Source organism: Bengtsoniella intestinalis (assembly GCF_039719005.1).
GTDB classification, from domain to species: Bacteria; Bacillota; Clostridia; order Oscillospirales; family Oscillospiraceae; genus Oscillibacter; species Oscillibacter intestinalis.
In genome coordinates this window covers 2,652,149-2,669,823 of record NZ_CP133584.1, presented here as the reverse complement: position 1 = coordinate 2,669,823, position 17,675 = coordinate 2,652,149, and the positions used below count along the sequence as shown (strand labels likewise).

The 17,675-nt window shown below is 43.0% G+C and carries 11 protein-coding genes; 6 read left to right on the top strand and 5 right to left on the bottom strand.

Annotation, left to right across the window (positions count from 1 at the left end):
- Positions 1-8 precede the first annotated feature (8 nt).
- The 4 genes from RFF05_RS12695 to RFF05_RS12680 are packed head-to-tail and all read left to right on the top strand — an operon-like array spanning position 9 to position 10,476.
- A complete protein-coding gene (locus tag RFF05_RS12695; RefSeq protein ID WP_409967437.1) occupies positions 9-1,553 on the top strand; it encodes a hypothetical protein in 1,545 nt (514 codons plus the stop codon).
- On the top strand, positions 1,550-6,817 hold the full coding sequence (locus tag RFF05_RS12690) for a helicase HerA-like domain-containing protein (RefSeq protein WP_409967436.1): 5,268 nt from the start codon (positions 1,550-1,552) through the stop codon (positions 6,815-6,817). Before RFF05_RS12695 ends, RFF05_RS12690 begins: the two co-directional genes overlap by 4 nt.
- On the top strand, positions 6,810-7,622 hold the full coding sequence (locus RFF05_RS12685) for a hypothetical protein (RefSeq protein ID WP_409967435.1): 813 nt from the start codon (positions 6,810-6,812) through the stop codon (positions 7,620-7,622). Before RFF05_RS12690 ends, RFF05_RS12685 begins: the two co-directional genes overlap by 8 nt.
- A gap of 10 nt (positions 7,623-7,632) precedes the next feature.
- Positions 7,633-10,476, top strand: a complete 2,844-nt coding sequence (locus RFF05_RS12680) for a hypothetical protein (RefSeq protein ID WP_409967434.1) — start codon at positions 7,633-7,635, stop codon at positions 10,474-10,476.
- A 204-nt stretch (positions 10,477-10,680) separates the two neighbouring features.
- Here RFF05_RS12680 and RFF05_RS12675 read toward each other — a convergent pair whose 3' ends face one another.
- Together RFF05_RS12675 and RFF05_RS12670 are read right to left on the bottom strand one after the other, a co-directional pair.
- Positions 10,681-11,580, bottom strand: coding sequence for an IS3 family transposase (locus RFF05_RS12675; protein ID WP_409967433.1), 900 nt, complete (start codon positions 11,578-11,580; stop codon positions 10,681-10,683).
- Positions 11,531-11,857, bottom strand: a complete 327-nt coding sequence (locus RFF05_RS12670) for a transposase (protein ID WP_409967432.1) — start codon at positions 11,855-11,857, stop codon at positions 11,531-11,533. The genes RFF05_RS12675 and RFF05_RS12670 overlap by 50 nt, the downstream gene beginning before the upstream one ends.
- Before the next feature lie 3 nt (positions 11,858-11,860).
- Here RFF05_RS12670 and RFF05_RS12665 point away from each other — a divergent pair, with 3 nt between their 5' ends.
- Both RFF05_RS12665 and RFF05_RS12660 read left to right on the top strand, forming a co-directional pair.
- Positions 11,861-13,738, top strand: a complete 1,878-nt coding sequence (locus RFF05_RS12665; RefSeq protein WP_409967431.1) for a hypothetical protein — start codon at positions 11,861-11,863, stop codon at positions 13,736-13,738.
- 166 nt (positions 13,739-13,904) lie between these two features.
- The gene (locus tag RFF05_RS12660; RefSeq protein WP_409967430.1) at positions 13,905-14,279 is read left to right on the top strand and encodes a hypothetical protein; all 375 of its coding nucleotides are present in this window, start codon (positions 13,905-13,907) and stop codon (positions 14,277-14,279) included.
- A gap of 85 nt (positions 14,280-14,364) precedes the next feature.
- Here the strand turns inward: RFF05_RS12660 and RFF05_RS12655 are convergent, their stop codons facing one another.
- The 3 genes from RFF05_RS12655 to RFF05_RS12645 form a co-directional block, all read right to left on the bottom strand.
- Positions 14,365-15,621, bottom strand: coding sequence for a hypothetical protein (locus RFF05_RS12655; RefSeq protein WP_409967429.1), 1,257 nt, complete (start codon positions 15,619-15,621; stop codon positions 14,365-14,367).
- Between the two features lie 83 nt (positions 15,622-15,704).
- A complete protein-coding gene (locus RFF05_RS12650) occupies positions 15,705-17,120 on the bottom strand; it encodes a hypothetical protein (RefSeq protein ID WP_409967428.1) in 1,416 nt (471 codons plus the stop codon).
- A gap of 260 nt (positions 17,121-17,380) precedes the next feature.
- Positions 17,381-17,572, bottom strand: coding sequence for a hypothetical protein (locus tag RFF05_RS12645; protein ID WP_409967427.1), 192 nt, complete (start codon positions 17,570-17,572; stop codon positions 17,381-17,383).
- Positions 17,573-17,675 lie beyond the last annotated feature (103 nt).

Genomic DNA, 17,675 nt, shown 5'->3' with positions numbered 1-17,675 from the left:
GATGGTGAATGAAAATGAACATAGTAAAGTATCCTGCGTCAGGTAGCTTCCCCAAGGCAAAAGTAACCAAAGGCAGCTCTTTCCCCACCGAAAATCCTGCCATTCACATTTTCGGCAACCGTTTTTATCATGACCAAACCATTTATGAGTATTTAATCGAGTTTTTACTCATCTTTGCCTCTGCTAAAGATGAGAACCAGCACGAAAAGTTCTCCTTTCATACTTCCGACCCTACATATTATTATGTTGAACCACGCGTTGCATTTCGCCGCTTTGTTTTTCTTGAAAAAGCCAAGAAAAGCGGCAGACTGCCAGAGGATTATAATGCCTATCAAAATTTAAAGGCCATGCTTTATGAGAAAATTGAAGCTACAACCGAAACTGAAAAAGAAACTTTCCTCCTGGCATTACAAGACTTGTTTTATGGCTATGCCGCTGTCTTGAAAAAGCGTTCTTGGTGCGCCCAAGGACTGTTACCGCTCTGTCCAGAAATGATTTGCTGTGAACAACTGCCAAATGAAGTTGAACGCAAAAAAGTTGTTAAAGCCATGGAGTCTGGCGAAAAGAGTCTTGTTGATTTCGACACATCATTTGACCTTACTCACCATGACTTTTTAGCACGAGGCGGTGAAATGTATTACCTCCATTTGCTACAAATTTTAGAGCATGACAGTTCAAAAAGGCAACAACTAGAATCCTTATTGACCCACTTATTGTGCAGCAAGAGCCAGCAACTGTCTTCCATTGCAAATTGGGTGCAAACAACATGGGAAGAAAACAACAACTTTGATAGCTCCAAGATGGTTAAACGCATGCACATAGGTTGCATCCCCAATGGCGCATATATTTCATCAGGAACATCAGCTGTTGATGAACTCCTCAATTTTTTATCCAATGAATTGCACCCAGTAAAACGCGTGGATTTACTGGCAAAAGGCATGATGTTCCAAATCATGCGAATGATTTCTGAACGCACAGCAGAATCCCTTAACGCACCTGTGATTCCCTGGATCATCGACATGCGCGCAACAAAGGGCAATGACACAATTAAAAAAATTGCCACACAAAACTTTGCACAAGTGTATGACCAAATAACAGATACAATCAACACACATAACAATCTTTTAAATAGCGCCGCAACGCCTGATAAAAGATACAGTCTTTGTTCAGACGCCAAAAAAGATTCCTGCGATATTTTCAAAGGCAAAGGCAAAGAGCTTCTATGCATCATTCCTTCTAACGGAGCTAACGAGCGATTCTCTCTGTCAGAAGATATCTTGCGCTTTTTAGTGCTCTCTATTATCAAACCAGGACAAAAAATGGATTTGAACATGTTCCTAGAGGAACTGTATGCCCATTTCCATCTTGTAATTGGGCCAAACGAATATAAGAAAACCATAAAAACTGATTCTTTAGACCCCGAACTCATCAACAGCTTCCATCATAACAAAGATGCATTCCAGCAATTTCTAAAAGCTACAGGGTTCTTACGTGATTTGTCTGACGCCACATCCATCGTCGAGAATCCCTATCGGGAGGTTTCACTGCCATGAATTATATAATCAATGCAATTCTAGCCGAAGTTCACCAGCAGCAACCTACACCAGATGGACAACTCCGCATTCGTATAAACGGATTTGAAGATATCCGAATTTATGAACGAGTTTGCAAAGCATTGCACCAAGCATATGACAACAATCTCGCTTTAGAAACGCAGCTCTCTGACGAAAAATACAAGCTATTTCAACAATCCCATCATGCAGACCAGCCTGCACTCCTATCTATGGCCCAAAATAATTGGGTGGCCACACACACTAGCTTAACCCATTACCGAAACCTCCCCCAAGAGGACGCTCAACTCATTGTCCTCATGGGAACGGAAGCTGTGGATGACCAAGGGAGTTTGAAAGATTGTTTCTTTATTGATCCCGCAAAATTAGAAGCCGCTTTAGGCCCCCAATTCCACAGACTATTCACCGCCTTACAAGGCGACTGGTCAGATACGGAAACAGATTGCATCAACAAACTTTGGACTAGTCTGTTTGCATTTACTCCTGTAAATATTTGCAAACTCAGCAATATCGCCGATAATTGGGGTCCCATAGATGGCATCGACTCTTACATTGCTCACTTCTACGAAGATTTGCCCAAATGGGGGCTATGCAAACAAGTAGACACCTTACCCTCAGCCTCTACAATCACGTCTAAAAGCCGCAGAAATATCCTCCAAACAAACCATAGCTTTATATCTAGAGATTTATTCCGCAACATCCCTAAAACTCAGTATAATAACTATTGTAGCAAAATAAGCACATATAAAACGCAAGAAATGAAGTATGGCCCCACTTGGTCTGGCTGGGCAACACAAAAAATCAATTCTTTCGATAGCTATATACTTACATTGCAAGAATTTCTCATGGGTACGCAAATTGCAAAGCATCAAGAGGATTTACTTTTTGTAGATTTCAGCATCACACAAGCCGTTTTGGATATAAAACTGGAAAAAGGCAGAACTACAACCAAAACCTCCAACCAAAAGGTTTACGGAGCACCTTTAACTGTTTTCTCTCAAGCGGTATTCTTTGCTTTGCAAAAATCAAAAAATTCTAATGTAGACGAGTTACGTATCACTGTAGAATCTGCAGAACTCGTAGACGCCGTAGATCCTGCATCCAACGAAGATCGCAATCCACAGCTCGCACACGCTTGGCAACGCATTTGCCATTTCGCTGGCGGTGTAATTGACTTCATTGGAAATAGCGACTTAACAATTGACGAGCAAAGCATCTCTTTGCAGCTCATTTCTGCCAACGTCTTCAGCCCCAAAGGTGCATTAAACCAAGTAGAACTCGGCGTTGTAACCACAGCTAAACCTTCTAAAAAGCTGAACAAAATCATTTTTACGGTCCAATCATTTTTCCAAGGCGCTAGCTCTGAAACTTTTGAGCGGTTTGAATGGAGTTTTTCCAATCAAGCGGCTTGGTTAATTGCGTTTGAGCCCATATGCCAAATGTTTGAACAATGGGATGAATCGCACATTTCCACTTTTTTACCACTCTGCACCTCTAGCGGGTTCCATTCTTTGATGCATGCTAAATGCGAAGAAGAGTTCCTCGACGCCCTTGAACAAACCACTATTGAATTTGACTTTGATATCTGCAATCACAGCCAAACCCACTTCCAAGATAATGATTCCATGATGTGGATTCTAAAATATCAAGAGCTAGGAACTGCCTTCCTGGCATTTTGCAAGAGCATATACGACAACGGGTTTTACTCCGATTTGTTGCGCTCTGTAAGCAATGAATCTAAAATAATTTCTCTGATAGATTGCTACACATCTCTCGGGGAAGCAATCATCAATCACCCAATTTCCGACCATTTAGAATGGGTGCTCGACTTCTTTATCCACGCCTTCATTATCGAGCCCGACAAACGTTCATTGCTAACCGGACAATTGCCAACAGGGTGTATAGCGCCTCCATTCCACCCAGCAGTTCTACAAAAAATAACCGATCAAACCACATTTATTCTAGATGGTTGCTGTGAATGGCACCAAAAAAACGAAGCAGTTAGACCATCTCCTTCCTTTGAACAAACTTGTACCGCAATCGAGCAATTGGAGCAACTTTCCGAAATTCAAGAAGGCATTGATATTTTCCCTCTCAATGACAGCCAATATTATGGAGCAACAAAGGCATTTGCAAATTATTGCATCTGTGGCCAATATCACGATGACCAAGCAAAGTGGATGCAAGCTATTTTGCAAAAAGATGCTGTTTTTGATGATAACTTCAAAGATGGTGCATTTAAACAAATGAATGCTGCGGCCATTATGCTGTATGATGTGCTGAAAACATATCAAAAGGCATTCCCCAACAACTTAAACAATCTTTCTATTGCCATTATAAATCCAAGCGACTTGCAACCTGTAATTGCCGCTATTTACAAGCATGTAGAGGATGTAAAAAAACGCTCTTCTGCTCATGAAATCATACAGATTGCACTGCACATCCTTGTAACTCCAGAAAACAAAGGTGGCCGGAACTATCTCGCTTTCTGGGTGAACACGTTCTTTAGCCAAGATGAAAGTGTCACAGTTAAAATCTTTTTGAACGAATATTCCAGTATTCAAGAGCTACAATCCTTGTGCCCCTCCAATTTGGACATTGTTTTTCTTATGGACATTCTCAAACAAGAGGATTTAAACTTCGCCCAAGCGAAAGAATCAAACCATCTTTCTATTAGCGACTGCCGCTTCCCGATTATTGTCAAACCTGCACCCGTTTCTGCAAACAGTGTACGTCGCAAAATCGAAATCACACAGCCTCAATTCCATGCCGCAACAATACACAGTCAAGTCATATATTACCGTAATACTTACGAACAACATGCTTATCACCCTGCCTTTGTAACAAAAACCATTTCTATTGACAATGAACGTCAACAAATGATTTGGGAGCTACACAAGCAATCTAATTGGATTGTTTGTGTAGATGGTGGCATGGATGGTGCCTTGCTCCGCGATGGCAGTGCGCAATCAAGCAATTATGCAGTCATCGGTTTTAGCACAGGCAAAGGGCCGCACGGTCAATATAATCTGACTATTACAGCACGCAACTCCATCATCGAATCTGTAAAAACACGTTTACGTGCTCGCTTCCAAACTTTATTCCATTGGGATTTGGAAAAAACAGCTCGTGCCGCCGACATTTGTTTAGATGCTGCTAGCACACTTGATGGTATCAGTTTGTTCAATGCTATCAATCCAAACGACGAGAATATGCATGAATTTATGGCGTATATTCTAACCACGATACGCTCTAAGCAAGAAGCTGTATCTGATGGGCTCCGTATTATCGTCCATTTAGACTCCTATCAACACTGGTTTAGCAAAAGCGCTTTTGATGATGAATTGAAAACCGAATCACGGCCTGACTTCCTCATGATCACAGCTAATATCGGCAACGATGGGATTGTGCATTTAGATGCCACCATAATAGAGTGCAAGATTGCTCTTTCTTCCACTGCAAACACTCATAAAGAAAAAGCCCGTGAACAAGTAGAAAATGGCATCGCTCATTTATCAGAGATATTCAATCCCAATTCTAAATCCATCCGCCGTCGCTATTGGTATGCCCAGTTGTATCGCGCACTCACATTCTCTCACATTACATTTGGCTCTAACACAGATGCTTATTCTCAACTCGCGGCTCAATTGCGGGGGATTTTAGATGGGCAATTCACCATCGACTGGCAAGGCAAGGTATCTGCCTATTGGATTGATATGCCAGGGGATGACTCCATCAATTCAACAGTTTCTCAATCTCCTTTCATTGAAATGCAAGAAGTTCCTCAAAAAATGATACAACGCTTACTTTTGGGCGATGATCCCGCTGACATCACATTCGCCCCCTTGGTAGAAGAAACCCCTATGGTGCTTGCTGATGAGCCTGTAGTCGCACAAGCAGTGCCTCTCTCCGCCCCAGCCGTCATAGCACCTTCCGTAGAACCTCCTGCCGCTCAGCAACTTCCAGAGCCCATCGCAGTTACCCCCACGCCACCCACGGAAGATTACGCTCCCATAACGACTCCTCCAGCGTCATTCTCCAGCACTACAGCACTCCCCAGCATTGATTCTGATGAAACCCAAGCGCCAGATGCTCCCGATTCATCTGAACAAGCCAATACCACTCCCCTCCAGGACATCCGTGTCTTAATCGGTAAAGATCGACAAGGAAAAAACGTCTATTGGGATTTTGGGCACCCTCAACTAGCAAACCGACACCTTCTGGTAACTGGTACGTCTGGACAAGGTAAAACCTATAGCATCCAAACAATGTTGCAGGGACTATCCCAACACGGGGTCTCTTCTGTGATTTTTGACTATACCGAAGGCTTCCGTACAGATCAACTAGAACCTGAATTCGTCTCGTCCCTAGATGGAAAAATAGATGAAACCTTCATTTATTACGAAGGTATTCCTGTCAACCCATTCCGCCGTCAAGAAATTGAATTTTCAGGGAAGCGCTTCCTCGAAAAAATTTCTGATGTAGCCCTGCGCATTGCAAATATTTTCTCCCATGTGTATGACTTCAAGGAACAGCAGTTCTCTGCTATATATGAAGCATGCCGTACAGGTATAGAAAAACACGGCGATACCATGAGCATGGAATATTTCCGTGAAGAACTTCAAGAAAGTTCCAATAATGCCGCAAAAACCGTATTATCTAAAATGGCACCATTCGTTGATAGTGTTGCCTTTGAACCTAACGCCCAATTTGATTGGGATACCATCATCCACGCTGATGGGAAAGTTATGATTTTCCAATTGACCAATTTTGTGCGCGAAATTCAAGTCGCCATCACAGAAATGGTTCTTTGGGATGCTTGGCACTATTTCAAGAAAAACGGCAACAAAAACACACCTTTTGTAGTTGTTCTTGATGAAGCACAAAACCTATCTATGAAAAAAGGTTCTCCCGCTGAAATCATTTTACGAGAAGGGCGGAAATTTGGCTGGTCTGCATGGTTTGCAACACAATCCCTAAAGTCACTCTCTGATACAGAAATTGTCAATTTGCGACAAGCACAGTACTCCCTCTACTTCAAGCCAATCGATGAGGAAATGTCGAAAATTGCAAAGCAAATTGACCCCACTGCCCCCAATGGCGGACAATGGGTCAACCAACTAAAATCGCTACAAAAAGGGCAATGCATTATCTCTGGCGATCGAGTCCGCATGGATGGCTCTTTCGGCCAAAGTTCTCCAACTGTAACTAACATCACATCATTCCAGGAGCGCAGCCATGAGTAATTTGAAAAACTTGAATTTCCACCAGACATTCCCTCCTACAAAAGATTTTATTTCCAGGCTCTTTTCCATCTGTGCCCTTGATATGCCGCTGAACAAAGAAGAAATATCAAATCGCACTGGAATCCCCACCGGTAAAAGCAGTGGAAAAGTGGCGCCCCACATTTCTTATGCCGTTTATATGGGCATCCTGGAAGACACAAAAAAAGAGGGTAAGCATCATTTGATGCTTACCCCTTTGGGGCAAGAAATCCAATTGCAAGACCCTGGCATGCAAGAGGTTGTTACCTTATTACTCTGCCATGCCCACTTGGCGTCATCTTTCGGCGGAGCAACTTTATGGGCTCATCTATTTAAGCAAATCTTGCCTAAATACCCCAACGGTGTTTCTGCAATTGCCTTGCAAGATGAATTGGATAAACTATCTACTACCCCAGTTAAAACAGGCCCCTTTTTTAGCTCTTACTCAGATATGTTTGCCCCACTACAGTTGTTAACACAGGACTCTAAATCCATACGTCTTTCAAAAGCAATGTTGGATGAGGAAGCACTCTACGTATATGCGTATGCTCTTTTTTACGAATGGGAACAGACCTTCCCTGCCCAAGCAGAAATTACCGCCGCCGAACTACCTGCATTGAAAATAGCTGAAACCTTTGGCTGGAGTGACGAAACTCTTTACCAACTTCTTGAGCTTCTTGCCGAAAAGGGTATTTTGCGATTTAATCGTCAACTAGCACCATTTACAATCTTAAAAATGCACACTGCCAATGATATGATTCCGCATTTGTACTCTTTATTATGTTAGGAGAACCATGATGAGATTTGGAGATATCGTAACCTTTCGCAAAGATATATTCTTTGAAGGCGCAGTACAAATTGATTGGTTTACACAACCAACCCGTGCCGCCCTTGTAGCAGAAAACTTCGTTTTCCACGGAAGTGAATACTTCGGTGTAAGTGACGAAAACGGCACACAAAAACTGACAGACACCATCCAATTTGTTCACGATATCGTTAGCAAGACAGATGATGAGCAACTGCAAAATCCACTTACTTTAGCAATCGCTGGTTATGGTACGGGTAAATCTCATTTGGCAGTTACCTTATCTCAATTGCTATCTGGCTCTGATTATCTTCCCAAAACATACCAGAAAATCATACGTAATATCTCTGCTATTGACAAAGAGAAAGCCACCGCCATTGCCGCAGCTACACGCAAACCCAATCTTGTTTTAACCATCAACGGCATGAAAGATTTCAACTTGCACTATGAGCTGTTGAAAGCTGCCCAAAGATCTTTAAAGCTATATGGTTGCTCTGACGAAAATCTCAAGAAACTAAATCGCGCCTTAGAAACCGCATTCCGCTTTTTTGAGATCAATGCTGAATCTCAACTTTCTCTTTTTGAAACATATGCACCTTCTTATGGCTATCAGGAAAAAGGTGCTGAATTAATCGCAAAAATCAAGCACCATCTCGGGGAAGACGACGCAGCTTTCCTCATCATCAATGCTGTGTACCAGCATATAAATGGCAATGAAATCCGTTGGGATGAAGGGGTATCTGCCTCTGCAGTGCTAGACACATTATTAACAGAATATTGCGGTATAAGCGGCCCATTCAACCATATTTTTATTATTTTTGATGAATTTGGCCGTTATTTGGAATACGCTTCTACCGCCACGAGTGCACAATCTGGCGACTCCGCTTTGCAACAAATTTTCGAATCCACTCAAAACGCTGAAGGGGCTATTCATGTCGTCAATTTCATCCAATCCGACATCAAAACCTATCTGCAACGAGTGGATCAAACAAGCACAATCAGCCGATATATTGGGCGATATGATGCCAGTGAAAAGTATTATTTATCTTCCAACCTTGAAACCGTCTTTGCAAACTTAATTCAACGAAGCAATGATTTCTCCTCTACAATAAAGCCTCGCCTCGATGATAAAGAGGATCTGTGGCAATCTTTGTTCCAGCAAATGGGACGTTGGCTACCTGTGCAGGGAACCTGGAAGTCATATAAACTATTTCGTCGTGTTGCAGTAGAAGGCATTTATCCCTTGCACCCCGTTTCTACCTATATGCTGACCCAGCTTTCAGATTATTTGCAAAATCGGTCTTCCCTCACCCTTCTGAGTCGATATATTGAAACTTTATCCCAGACCCCTATTGATTCCACCCATCCAATTCCTCTTGTATATCCAGAAGAATTGCTTGCTGGCGATTTATATACTGAAATGCTTTCCGCAGAAGAAGAAGGCCGCCAACTTAGCCAGCATTGCATCCGCTTAAATAATATCTTCCGAAAACTCGGGGATAAACTCTCTCTCAACTCCAGTAAGGTTTTGCGCGCCAACCTCGCCCTGCGTATTTTGCGTTTCCGCACCAATGACTATCAGGATGCAAAATCTGCTCTTTCTATTTGTTCCGGCCTTTCAACACAGGAAATCGATGCTGAGCTCATTTGGTTGGAAAATGAATATGCTGTTCTTGGTTTTGATGAGCACGTAGGTTGTTTTGACTTCTTAGAAGACTCCAGCGGGGCACATGATTTCCGCACATTTTTCCGCAGAATACGCGCAGGCACAATATTTAGTCCTTCAATATTAGAGGAATCCTCTATCCGTGAAATGGCTGGTGTATTGACGCCCCAATCTACCAATTTTGCAAATATCAAAAAAATCAAAACAAATGAATGGCAATTTGAACAAGATGTATTTGCCATTGGCGATTTATCCACCGGTTTCTTAGATGCATGCATCGCTACATGGCACGCAGCTGTCTCTCCAGACAAAATCAAAGGCAAACTCATTTGGCTGTATGTAAACAGGGATACCGATACGCATATTCTATCTGCCGTACAAGCACTATCTCAAAAATTAGAAAACACCCCTATTATACTAATGTTGCTAAATGATACCGAGGACAAGCTCAAAAGCGCATTATGGGATTATTCTGCCTTAAATACTGTAGCGGAAAATGATCGGAAAAAGTATGGCAGACATTATGAAGATGCTCTCAGTCAATCCGAATATAACATTCGAAGTGCATTTGATACACTTCGAAAACAGCGCTTATGCATAAAGCCAGATGCAATCGCCCCTTTAGAAAACCGTCTGGCTATCAGTTTAACCTCTGTATTTGAATCTGTATATCCAAATGCTATTTCTTTTGATTTTGACGGCTTCGATAGCAAGCAACCAAGCCGTGCCCGAAAAGCCTATTGCTCTATCACACGCCTTCTTCTCTCAGGCTCTTTGAGCGATAATATGATTCACTCTTTCCCTGCTGATATTCGCAATCGCCTAGATGCCACACTTTTTGCCAATGGGACTTATTCTTGGAAGTGTATCAATTCCAATTATCAAATATGCCCACCTCAGCAAAGTTCCGCTGCAAAAATATATGATTTCATCACACAGGAACTCCAAGAAGACTCTCTTGCTAGCTGCCAAAGCATTTATGACCAACTCACCAAACCTCCGTATGGCATGAATGATTACGGGGTTGTCTATATGCTGAGCGTTGTGCTGGCTAATTTAAGTTATTGTCTCCGCATGACCTTAAATAACGAGACATATAGCGTACAAAGCTGGAAAGAAAAAGTCATTGATGATTCCAAAATCAATCTCCCTCTATTGCTAAAAATATAATGGTCCCCCTGTCAAGACCACTTCCTCAAAATTTATCGTGAACACAACAACCTATTTTGCTTCCTGAGCCAAGCCTGGTTGTGGTTACCTCCAGGGTAGCCGCCCGAAGGGTTGCCTTGACCGACTGGGTCAGGCTGGTACAATGGGAAAGGCGAGGGGAACGGCCTCCGCCTACAACCCACGACCTCCCGTCGCCACCAGTCCTCAACCAGCCTGTGCCAGACTGTCAAGGTGGTTGGTTGGCGTTGTGAAGGCTGCCCCATACACGGCCTCTGGAGTCTGATTTCCCAGTGCTTGATGGGGTCTGAAGGTGTTGTACTGCTTGATATAATTTCCAATTCCACGGCGCAATACCCTAGGATTTTGATACTCGTTGAGGTAAATTTCCTCGGTTTTCAGGCTACGGAACCACCGCTCAATCATGATATTATCCGCCCAACGGGACTTACCATCCATGCTTTGGACAATGTGATTTGCCTTCAAAAACCCCTTATATTGGGAGCTTGTGAACTGACATCCTTGGTCAGAATTGAGAAAAGCGGGGGTGCCGTGGCTAGAAATTGCGCGCTGGACAGCGGCGATGACGTTATCTGTGTCCAGCGTATCGGACAGACTCCAGCCCACAATCAGACGGCTATACCAGTCGATAATCGCCGTCAAATACATGTGCCCGTGGTGCATTTTGATGTAAGTGATGTCGATTGACCACACTTGATTCGGGAACGAGACAACCTTATTTCTCAGCAAATATGGTACGATAGACTCTTTAAAGTTGCGTTTTGAGAGATTTGCCTTGGGATAGAGAGCATGAATTCCCATCTCGCACATCAGTCGCCTAACCAGCTTGCGACCCACAAAAATCTGGTCGGTGGCCAGCTTGGTCACCAGCTTTCGAGAGCCGATGTAGGGCATTTGGGTGTGCCAGTAGTCGATGCGTGCCATGATGTGCTCCCGCCAGCGCTTGGCCTCCTGGTCGACCTCCACAGGCTGGTAGTAGACCTGCCCTCGGGGCAGACCCAGCAGCTCACATTGACGGCGGATGGACAGGTCTGCGTCAGTCCTGAGGGAACTTGGGGACGGGGATGCCGCAGTCCCGAAAGGCACCCTGAATAAAGTCTCGCTCCAGTGTCAATTGGCCGATGGTGCGGAGCATCTGCTCCTTCTCTTTTTTCAGGGCAACCTCCTTCCGATGTGCTTCTTTGACCTGCTTTTTCTCATCGAAAACCTGACTGGCATTGGATATAAATTCCTTCTTCCAGTTGCGAATCATGTTGGGATTAACCCCCTGCTCGGCAGCGATAACGTTTAATTCCTTCTCACCCTGGAGGACTTCTAGGACGATCTTGGCCTTATATTCGGCGCTGTAACTGCTTCGTGGCATGATATGTTCTCCTCTCGTTTATCGTTTTTGATATTGTATCACGTTCACGATAATTTTTCGAGTGCTGGTTTGGTTTCTAGGGTCCATTATAAAACGTCAATTAAGCGCATAAATGCAGGCGCTGTTGCCGAACAATTCATCCATCTATTTAATCGCATTGAAAGCAATCAAGATGTGATGCAGGTCCCCACCCTTAAAGACGAACTGGACGCTTTGCTCAAGGTAGAAAATCTTCCTTCCGAATTGCGCGCTCAAAATCAACTCAGCGAACAAAAATTAATGGAAGGGCGCCGTATAAAAGAGAGATGGGACGGCACTATGGAAACCATCTTGCTAAAATATGATCAACTATTAGCCCATCATGATATTTATTCTGGGTTGATTGCATTGCAATCATTTAACAGTCCTACCTTGCACAGTTGTTTCGCTGGTTCAACCTATACAATCACAGATTGTTTCAAGCAAGAAATTCAAGCATATCGTTTGAAGATCAGCAAGATAATCAATCCTCTTTTATCTGCTTGGATTGCTGAGCAACGGTGTTCTAGCGTCGAAAAAATAAGCGATTATCGCAAACACATGCGACGTTTACAAAGCATTCTAACAGACTTGAACTATACAGCTGAAAGCGAACAAGCTGAAGCAAAATGTCGCATAGAACTAGAAAACAAAGAAGCACTTCTTGAACGGCAAACTCTTTTAAGCAATTGTAAGACATTCTTAAACCGCGAAGAATGTTCCAATAAAACGCCATATACCACTCTGCTCCATCGCCAACATGAGTGCGAATTATTATTAGGTGGTCTTTCAAAACATTCAAAAACATTAGGCGAAGAGGCCGACCGCTTATCCTCCCGTCTGATTGATCGATTAGACACAATCCAAGCCCTTATCAAAAACATCAAACAGCAGATGAATGATATTTGGGATGATCTATATGCCATCGAGAACCTAGATGCCGTAAAATCCTTGATATCTAGCATCCAAAGCGTCTGTCAATTAGGTATCGAAGAAACTGACTTGGCCGATTATAAAGCATTAGAATCTGCATTGCAGAGTTTCTTAGACGCCACCAACGATATTGTAGAGTGTCGTGCAGACCGTGATTTATTTGAAATTTCCAAGCAAAAATATCTTGCATTGTTTGAATCTGCCGACTATGACTTTGATGTAATGTCTATCCTGAAAAGTGTCATTGCAAGTATCGAAACAGAACTAAACACAAAGGATAAACAATGGTGTAATCGATACTTAGATAGCATTCCTACCACTCGCTCCGAAATGATGAAATGGGTCGATTCTACCGAAGTGTTGCCTAACTATCTTTCAGCGGAAACGAAAGCATCCTATCAACTCAAACTGAAACAGGTCTCTGCCGAAATCCACAAAGCCGAGGTCGAATTTGTCGTGTTTAGATTCCAAAGATTAGACTCTAATCAAATGCAGCAATGCTACCAAGCACTCACCGAAATCATGCAAACCCCCGAGAATCCACCTAATATTGCAGGCTCCGATATCTCTCAAGAAGAAAGTTCCTCACACAGCAACAATGCATCTTGGGACATTGAAGAGTGGGTTGTTCTAATCGATTTATATTATAAAAATCCTATGTATACTCGTAAAGAACTAGAGGTTACATTGATTCCCTATTCAAACATGCTAATACATCGCGCCGAAATTCTCAATATCCCTACCAGCCCCACTTATCGAAACATCAATGGTCTCTTTATGCAAATGGATCGGATTAAATATAGCATAACCAATCGTGGCACTGCTTTTTCTGGCACATCAAAAACGCAAGAGATTGCTATGGACTTGTACCACAACGATATTGAAAAGTTCAATCAAATACGCGATCTTTGCTGGGAGAAGTTCGGTTGATCACGAACCGTCCTCATCTGACTTTATCCCAGTGCACAAGTTATCTAGCAGCCTATTGGTTTTACAACAATCTCCTTTCCTGGCAATTGGAATGCCACTATTCTATCGACAAGGATCAATATATATGTATTACATTTTGGCAAGCACCAATTTCGAGGATTGGTTTATGGAAGAGTTAGAGGCAACCTCCGAAGTCACTGCTTCATTTGAGCTTTTTTCTGACGCTGTCGCACAGTTCCTTCGAAACATAGAAACCGGCTATACTATCGATATGTCTAATCTTGACGCCTGGCTTTCAACCCAATATACGCAAGATGAGTTATGTGATTTACTGGGCGAGTTCACTTGTGAGGGCACTATGCGCCTAGCAAAACAAGATAAGAGTGAGGGATATATTCAAATTCTCTCTCATCGCAGAAGCTATGACTTTATAAAAAAGGAATTAGACGCCCATGGTGAAATATTCGTAGAAGACCCTTGGACTGATGACAGTTTTACCGATGAAGAAATGCAAACACTGAACCAATTCGGCCTATCGTAATGCTCCCTGTAGTTTTATTTCATATGCCAAAGCCATCTGTTGCAGTATCACATTGCAACAGATGGCTTTTATCACGAGCACTGGGTTAACAAGAGCCCTCCTCAAACGCTTCCTCCACTTCCTCCCCGCTTTCTTCCTCCTTCCAATGCAGCTCTTGCAAAATCACGCGTTCGTCCATTTTCAGGCACCGTTTATAGAGTAGATTTTCTGAATAGGGGAACTTTTGGCTGTCGTCATCGTGACCCATGGAGAAATGGACATCGCTTTCGCTTTGGCTCGTGGCGCCATTTTTGGTGGCGAAATTCCGTCTGAACATCCGTGCAGAGAGTTCCATATCCGCATTGGCAGCCTCAGTGCTATATTTGGAGGTCAACTTTGCTTTTTTCGCACTCAAGTCCATATCGATATAGTTTGCCACCGCCGCATTTTCCAAAAACGCTTCACTGAACACTTGTGAGACCTCATCTTTTACAAACTTTGCAAAGCTCCAAGCAGAACACGGGGTTTCAAACTCATTTCCCTGACAAACTAAAGGCATTTTTTTAACGTCTTCTACTCCAGTGGCTTCCATAAACAACTGCCGCCGTTTCAGCACGTCTTCCAACTCAAGGTGCACTGGTATCAATCTCACCGAATTCTGAGTCTTAACACGCTTTTTAGAATTGCCATTTTCATCGGCACTGGTGACGACAGTCAACCAACGACGATCGGGATAATCTGCAAAGTGATGCAGATCCGAAAAACGCAACCCACGACACTCTGCTGGACGAACACCGCACCACAGTAACAATGCCAGTCCCAGCCACTTCCCGTCTTTTTCAACATTCTCAAAAATCTTAGTCATCAGTCGCTGTTCTTGCTTTAAAAAAAGATATCGAGGCAGAATACGATTTCCTGCTTTTTTCACCAATTCTCCTTGAATATCCTCAGCGTCTAACTCGAAACTCACCTCTCTATCCATTAGCTTCCAGGGCGCCTTTGCGATGGGGTTGATACCAATCCCAAACGCTTCGACGAATTCAAAAATATCAGTCATGATTGTAAGCCGCTTGCTCAGCGTGCTAACTTGATAAGGCTTTCCTGACCCCTGAAAACGCACCGATACCGCCACTTCCCACACATCAAACCCATTCAGTACCAGTGCGGGTTGCTGCTTCAAGGACGCCTCAATCACTTTCAGCTGTCCTGTATAATTAGAAATCGTCTGTTCTTTCTTATCGAATCCCCTAAAGTCTGCGATGTCGTTATGATATCTACTCCATAATTCCAAAATAGTGCAGTCGCTATCCTTCTTTCCAACATCAGGTAGCCATTGGATTGGATTTTCCTTTAGTTTTCCCATAAATCCTCCTTTTTTGACATAAAAAAAGGCATAGATGAAATTCTTTCAATTTCAGCTATGCCTTTTCTATATTGTTTAGTTGTTTATAAATTTATTGATTCTTCTACCGTTTTCAACACCTTTGTTTGAAAGCTTCCCATTTTTTCCAAATATTTCGGGGCATCAAAGCCTACATAATTTATCGCCATGGTATCGCTTGGATTTAGGCCGAAATAATATCGCACCAATTCAGGGCAGCCTACGGCCTCCTGCTCTATCAGAAAATATGCCGTTCTCCCAAATCGTTGCCCCATAGACTGGGATGCCTCCACGTCTTCTTCGTCTAGCACCACAGAGAGCTTTTTCACGAGGGGCGAAAACGTATCATTAAGCCATTTTTCATATACCTTGGGGTGCATCACCCTGTCTTGATTTTTTTCGTTTTGTAGCAAAAGTTCCATACGGTTGGCCTCTTTATTTTTCCGCTTCCACTTTTGCCACCACTCGTACAAATAATCACTAATTCCCAACACTCGCAATTGAGGTTGTTGCTGTAGCAACTTTACGTGATGCCGCTGCTTTCTAAAGTGCTTCTCCCCCTTCACACGTTCCCCTTCCTCAGATACAATTTGGCTAATCTTCAACGCTTTCGCTTCTTCTACCGTCCGCAGAGCTGACGGAGGCAATCCACAGGCTTCTTCCACGGTGAGACCACAGAGAAGCATGGTCATGGCCACCAAATATCGGCTGTCAGTTGCGGCATTTTCTTCGCAAAGCTTTAAAATTTTTCCAATTTCACCATATGTAAAAGGCTGGTTTAGCAATCGTTTTTGAATCGCCAGGCCATGTGAATACTTGGTTTTACGCCCCAGCTGATACCGCTTCCAACGGAAACAATTGTCTGCCGAAGGTGCTATAAATCCAAATAAATGCCGCAAAACCGTCACAATATCCTTGGCCAATCTCACTTCCACCTTCACCAAAATTGGCCCACATAACTCTGGGCTCACCTCTTTCAGTGGCAGTTCCCCCCACAGCTCCAATAGGGCTTCCAGCGCCTTGGTCAGCTCCTTTTGCCGTGCCAAACTCCACTTCCAATAATCCGTAAGCTGGATTAGACTATAGCGCCCAATCAAATGCAGTTTCAGCTCGTCCGTTCTAAGTTTTGGGTGCTTTTTAAAGAACTTAGGTAAAAAGAACTTGGGCATGACCTTTTCCAGTGTTTCAAAAACCATAGCTTCCGACAACGGCTCCTCTGGGGTGAGCGTCACGCCATCAGGTACCCGATATTGCCTCTGGAGCAACCTTTTATTTTCATTTTTAAGTGCATCTCCCTTCTTTTTTACTGCCGATTTCTTTTTTGCAGACGCCTTTCTTTCCTCTCGGTATGAGATCTGTAGCTTGTTTTCGCCATACAGTGGCACCACAAAAATGCGCAAACCGTGAAAATCCACTTCCGTCGCTGGGTTTCTTTTTTTCACAACTGGCACATCCAATTCTTCATTTTCATCTTCTTGCATCGCTATCCCTCCTTAAAAATGGGCGTAAAAAAAGCCCCGAAGCTTTCGCTTCGAGGCCCATTCGCAATTATTCACGATACAATTATACCACATTACAATTATATAGCAATATCTGTTTTATTCCACTTTGTTCCGTTTTATTCCGTACAAAAAATCAAAAAATCCAAAACCCTTACCCAGCAAGGATTTTAACCGTTTTTTAATGGTCACTTCCGCTTAAAGACCCTTTATAATAAAATAGAAATAAATGCTTAATTTGCTTATTTAGGCGGTGTATCTCGCTCCATCGTCTCAGCAACGGCACGGCTCAAAAACCCATTCAGCGATTCACCCATAGCCTGGGCATGTTCTTGCAGTTGTTCCTTTTGCCCCTTGGGCACACGGAAACTGATATTATCCAACTTTGTATGATATTTCTTCGATGCTTTTAATTGTGCCTCTGTTTGTGCCATATTGATACCCCTTCTTCATCTCTACTTCTAATCTACAATAGTATAACAAAAGGAGCTCCACTTGTCCATAATGTGTGATTGCACATATTTCACGAAAAGCATG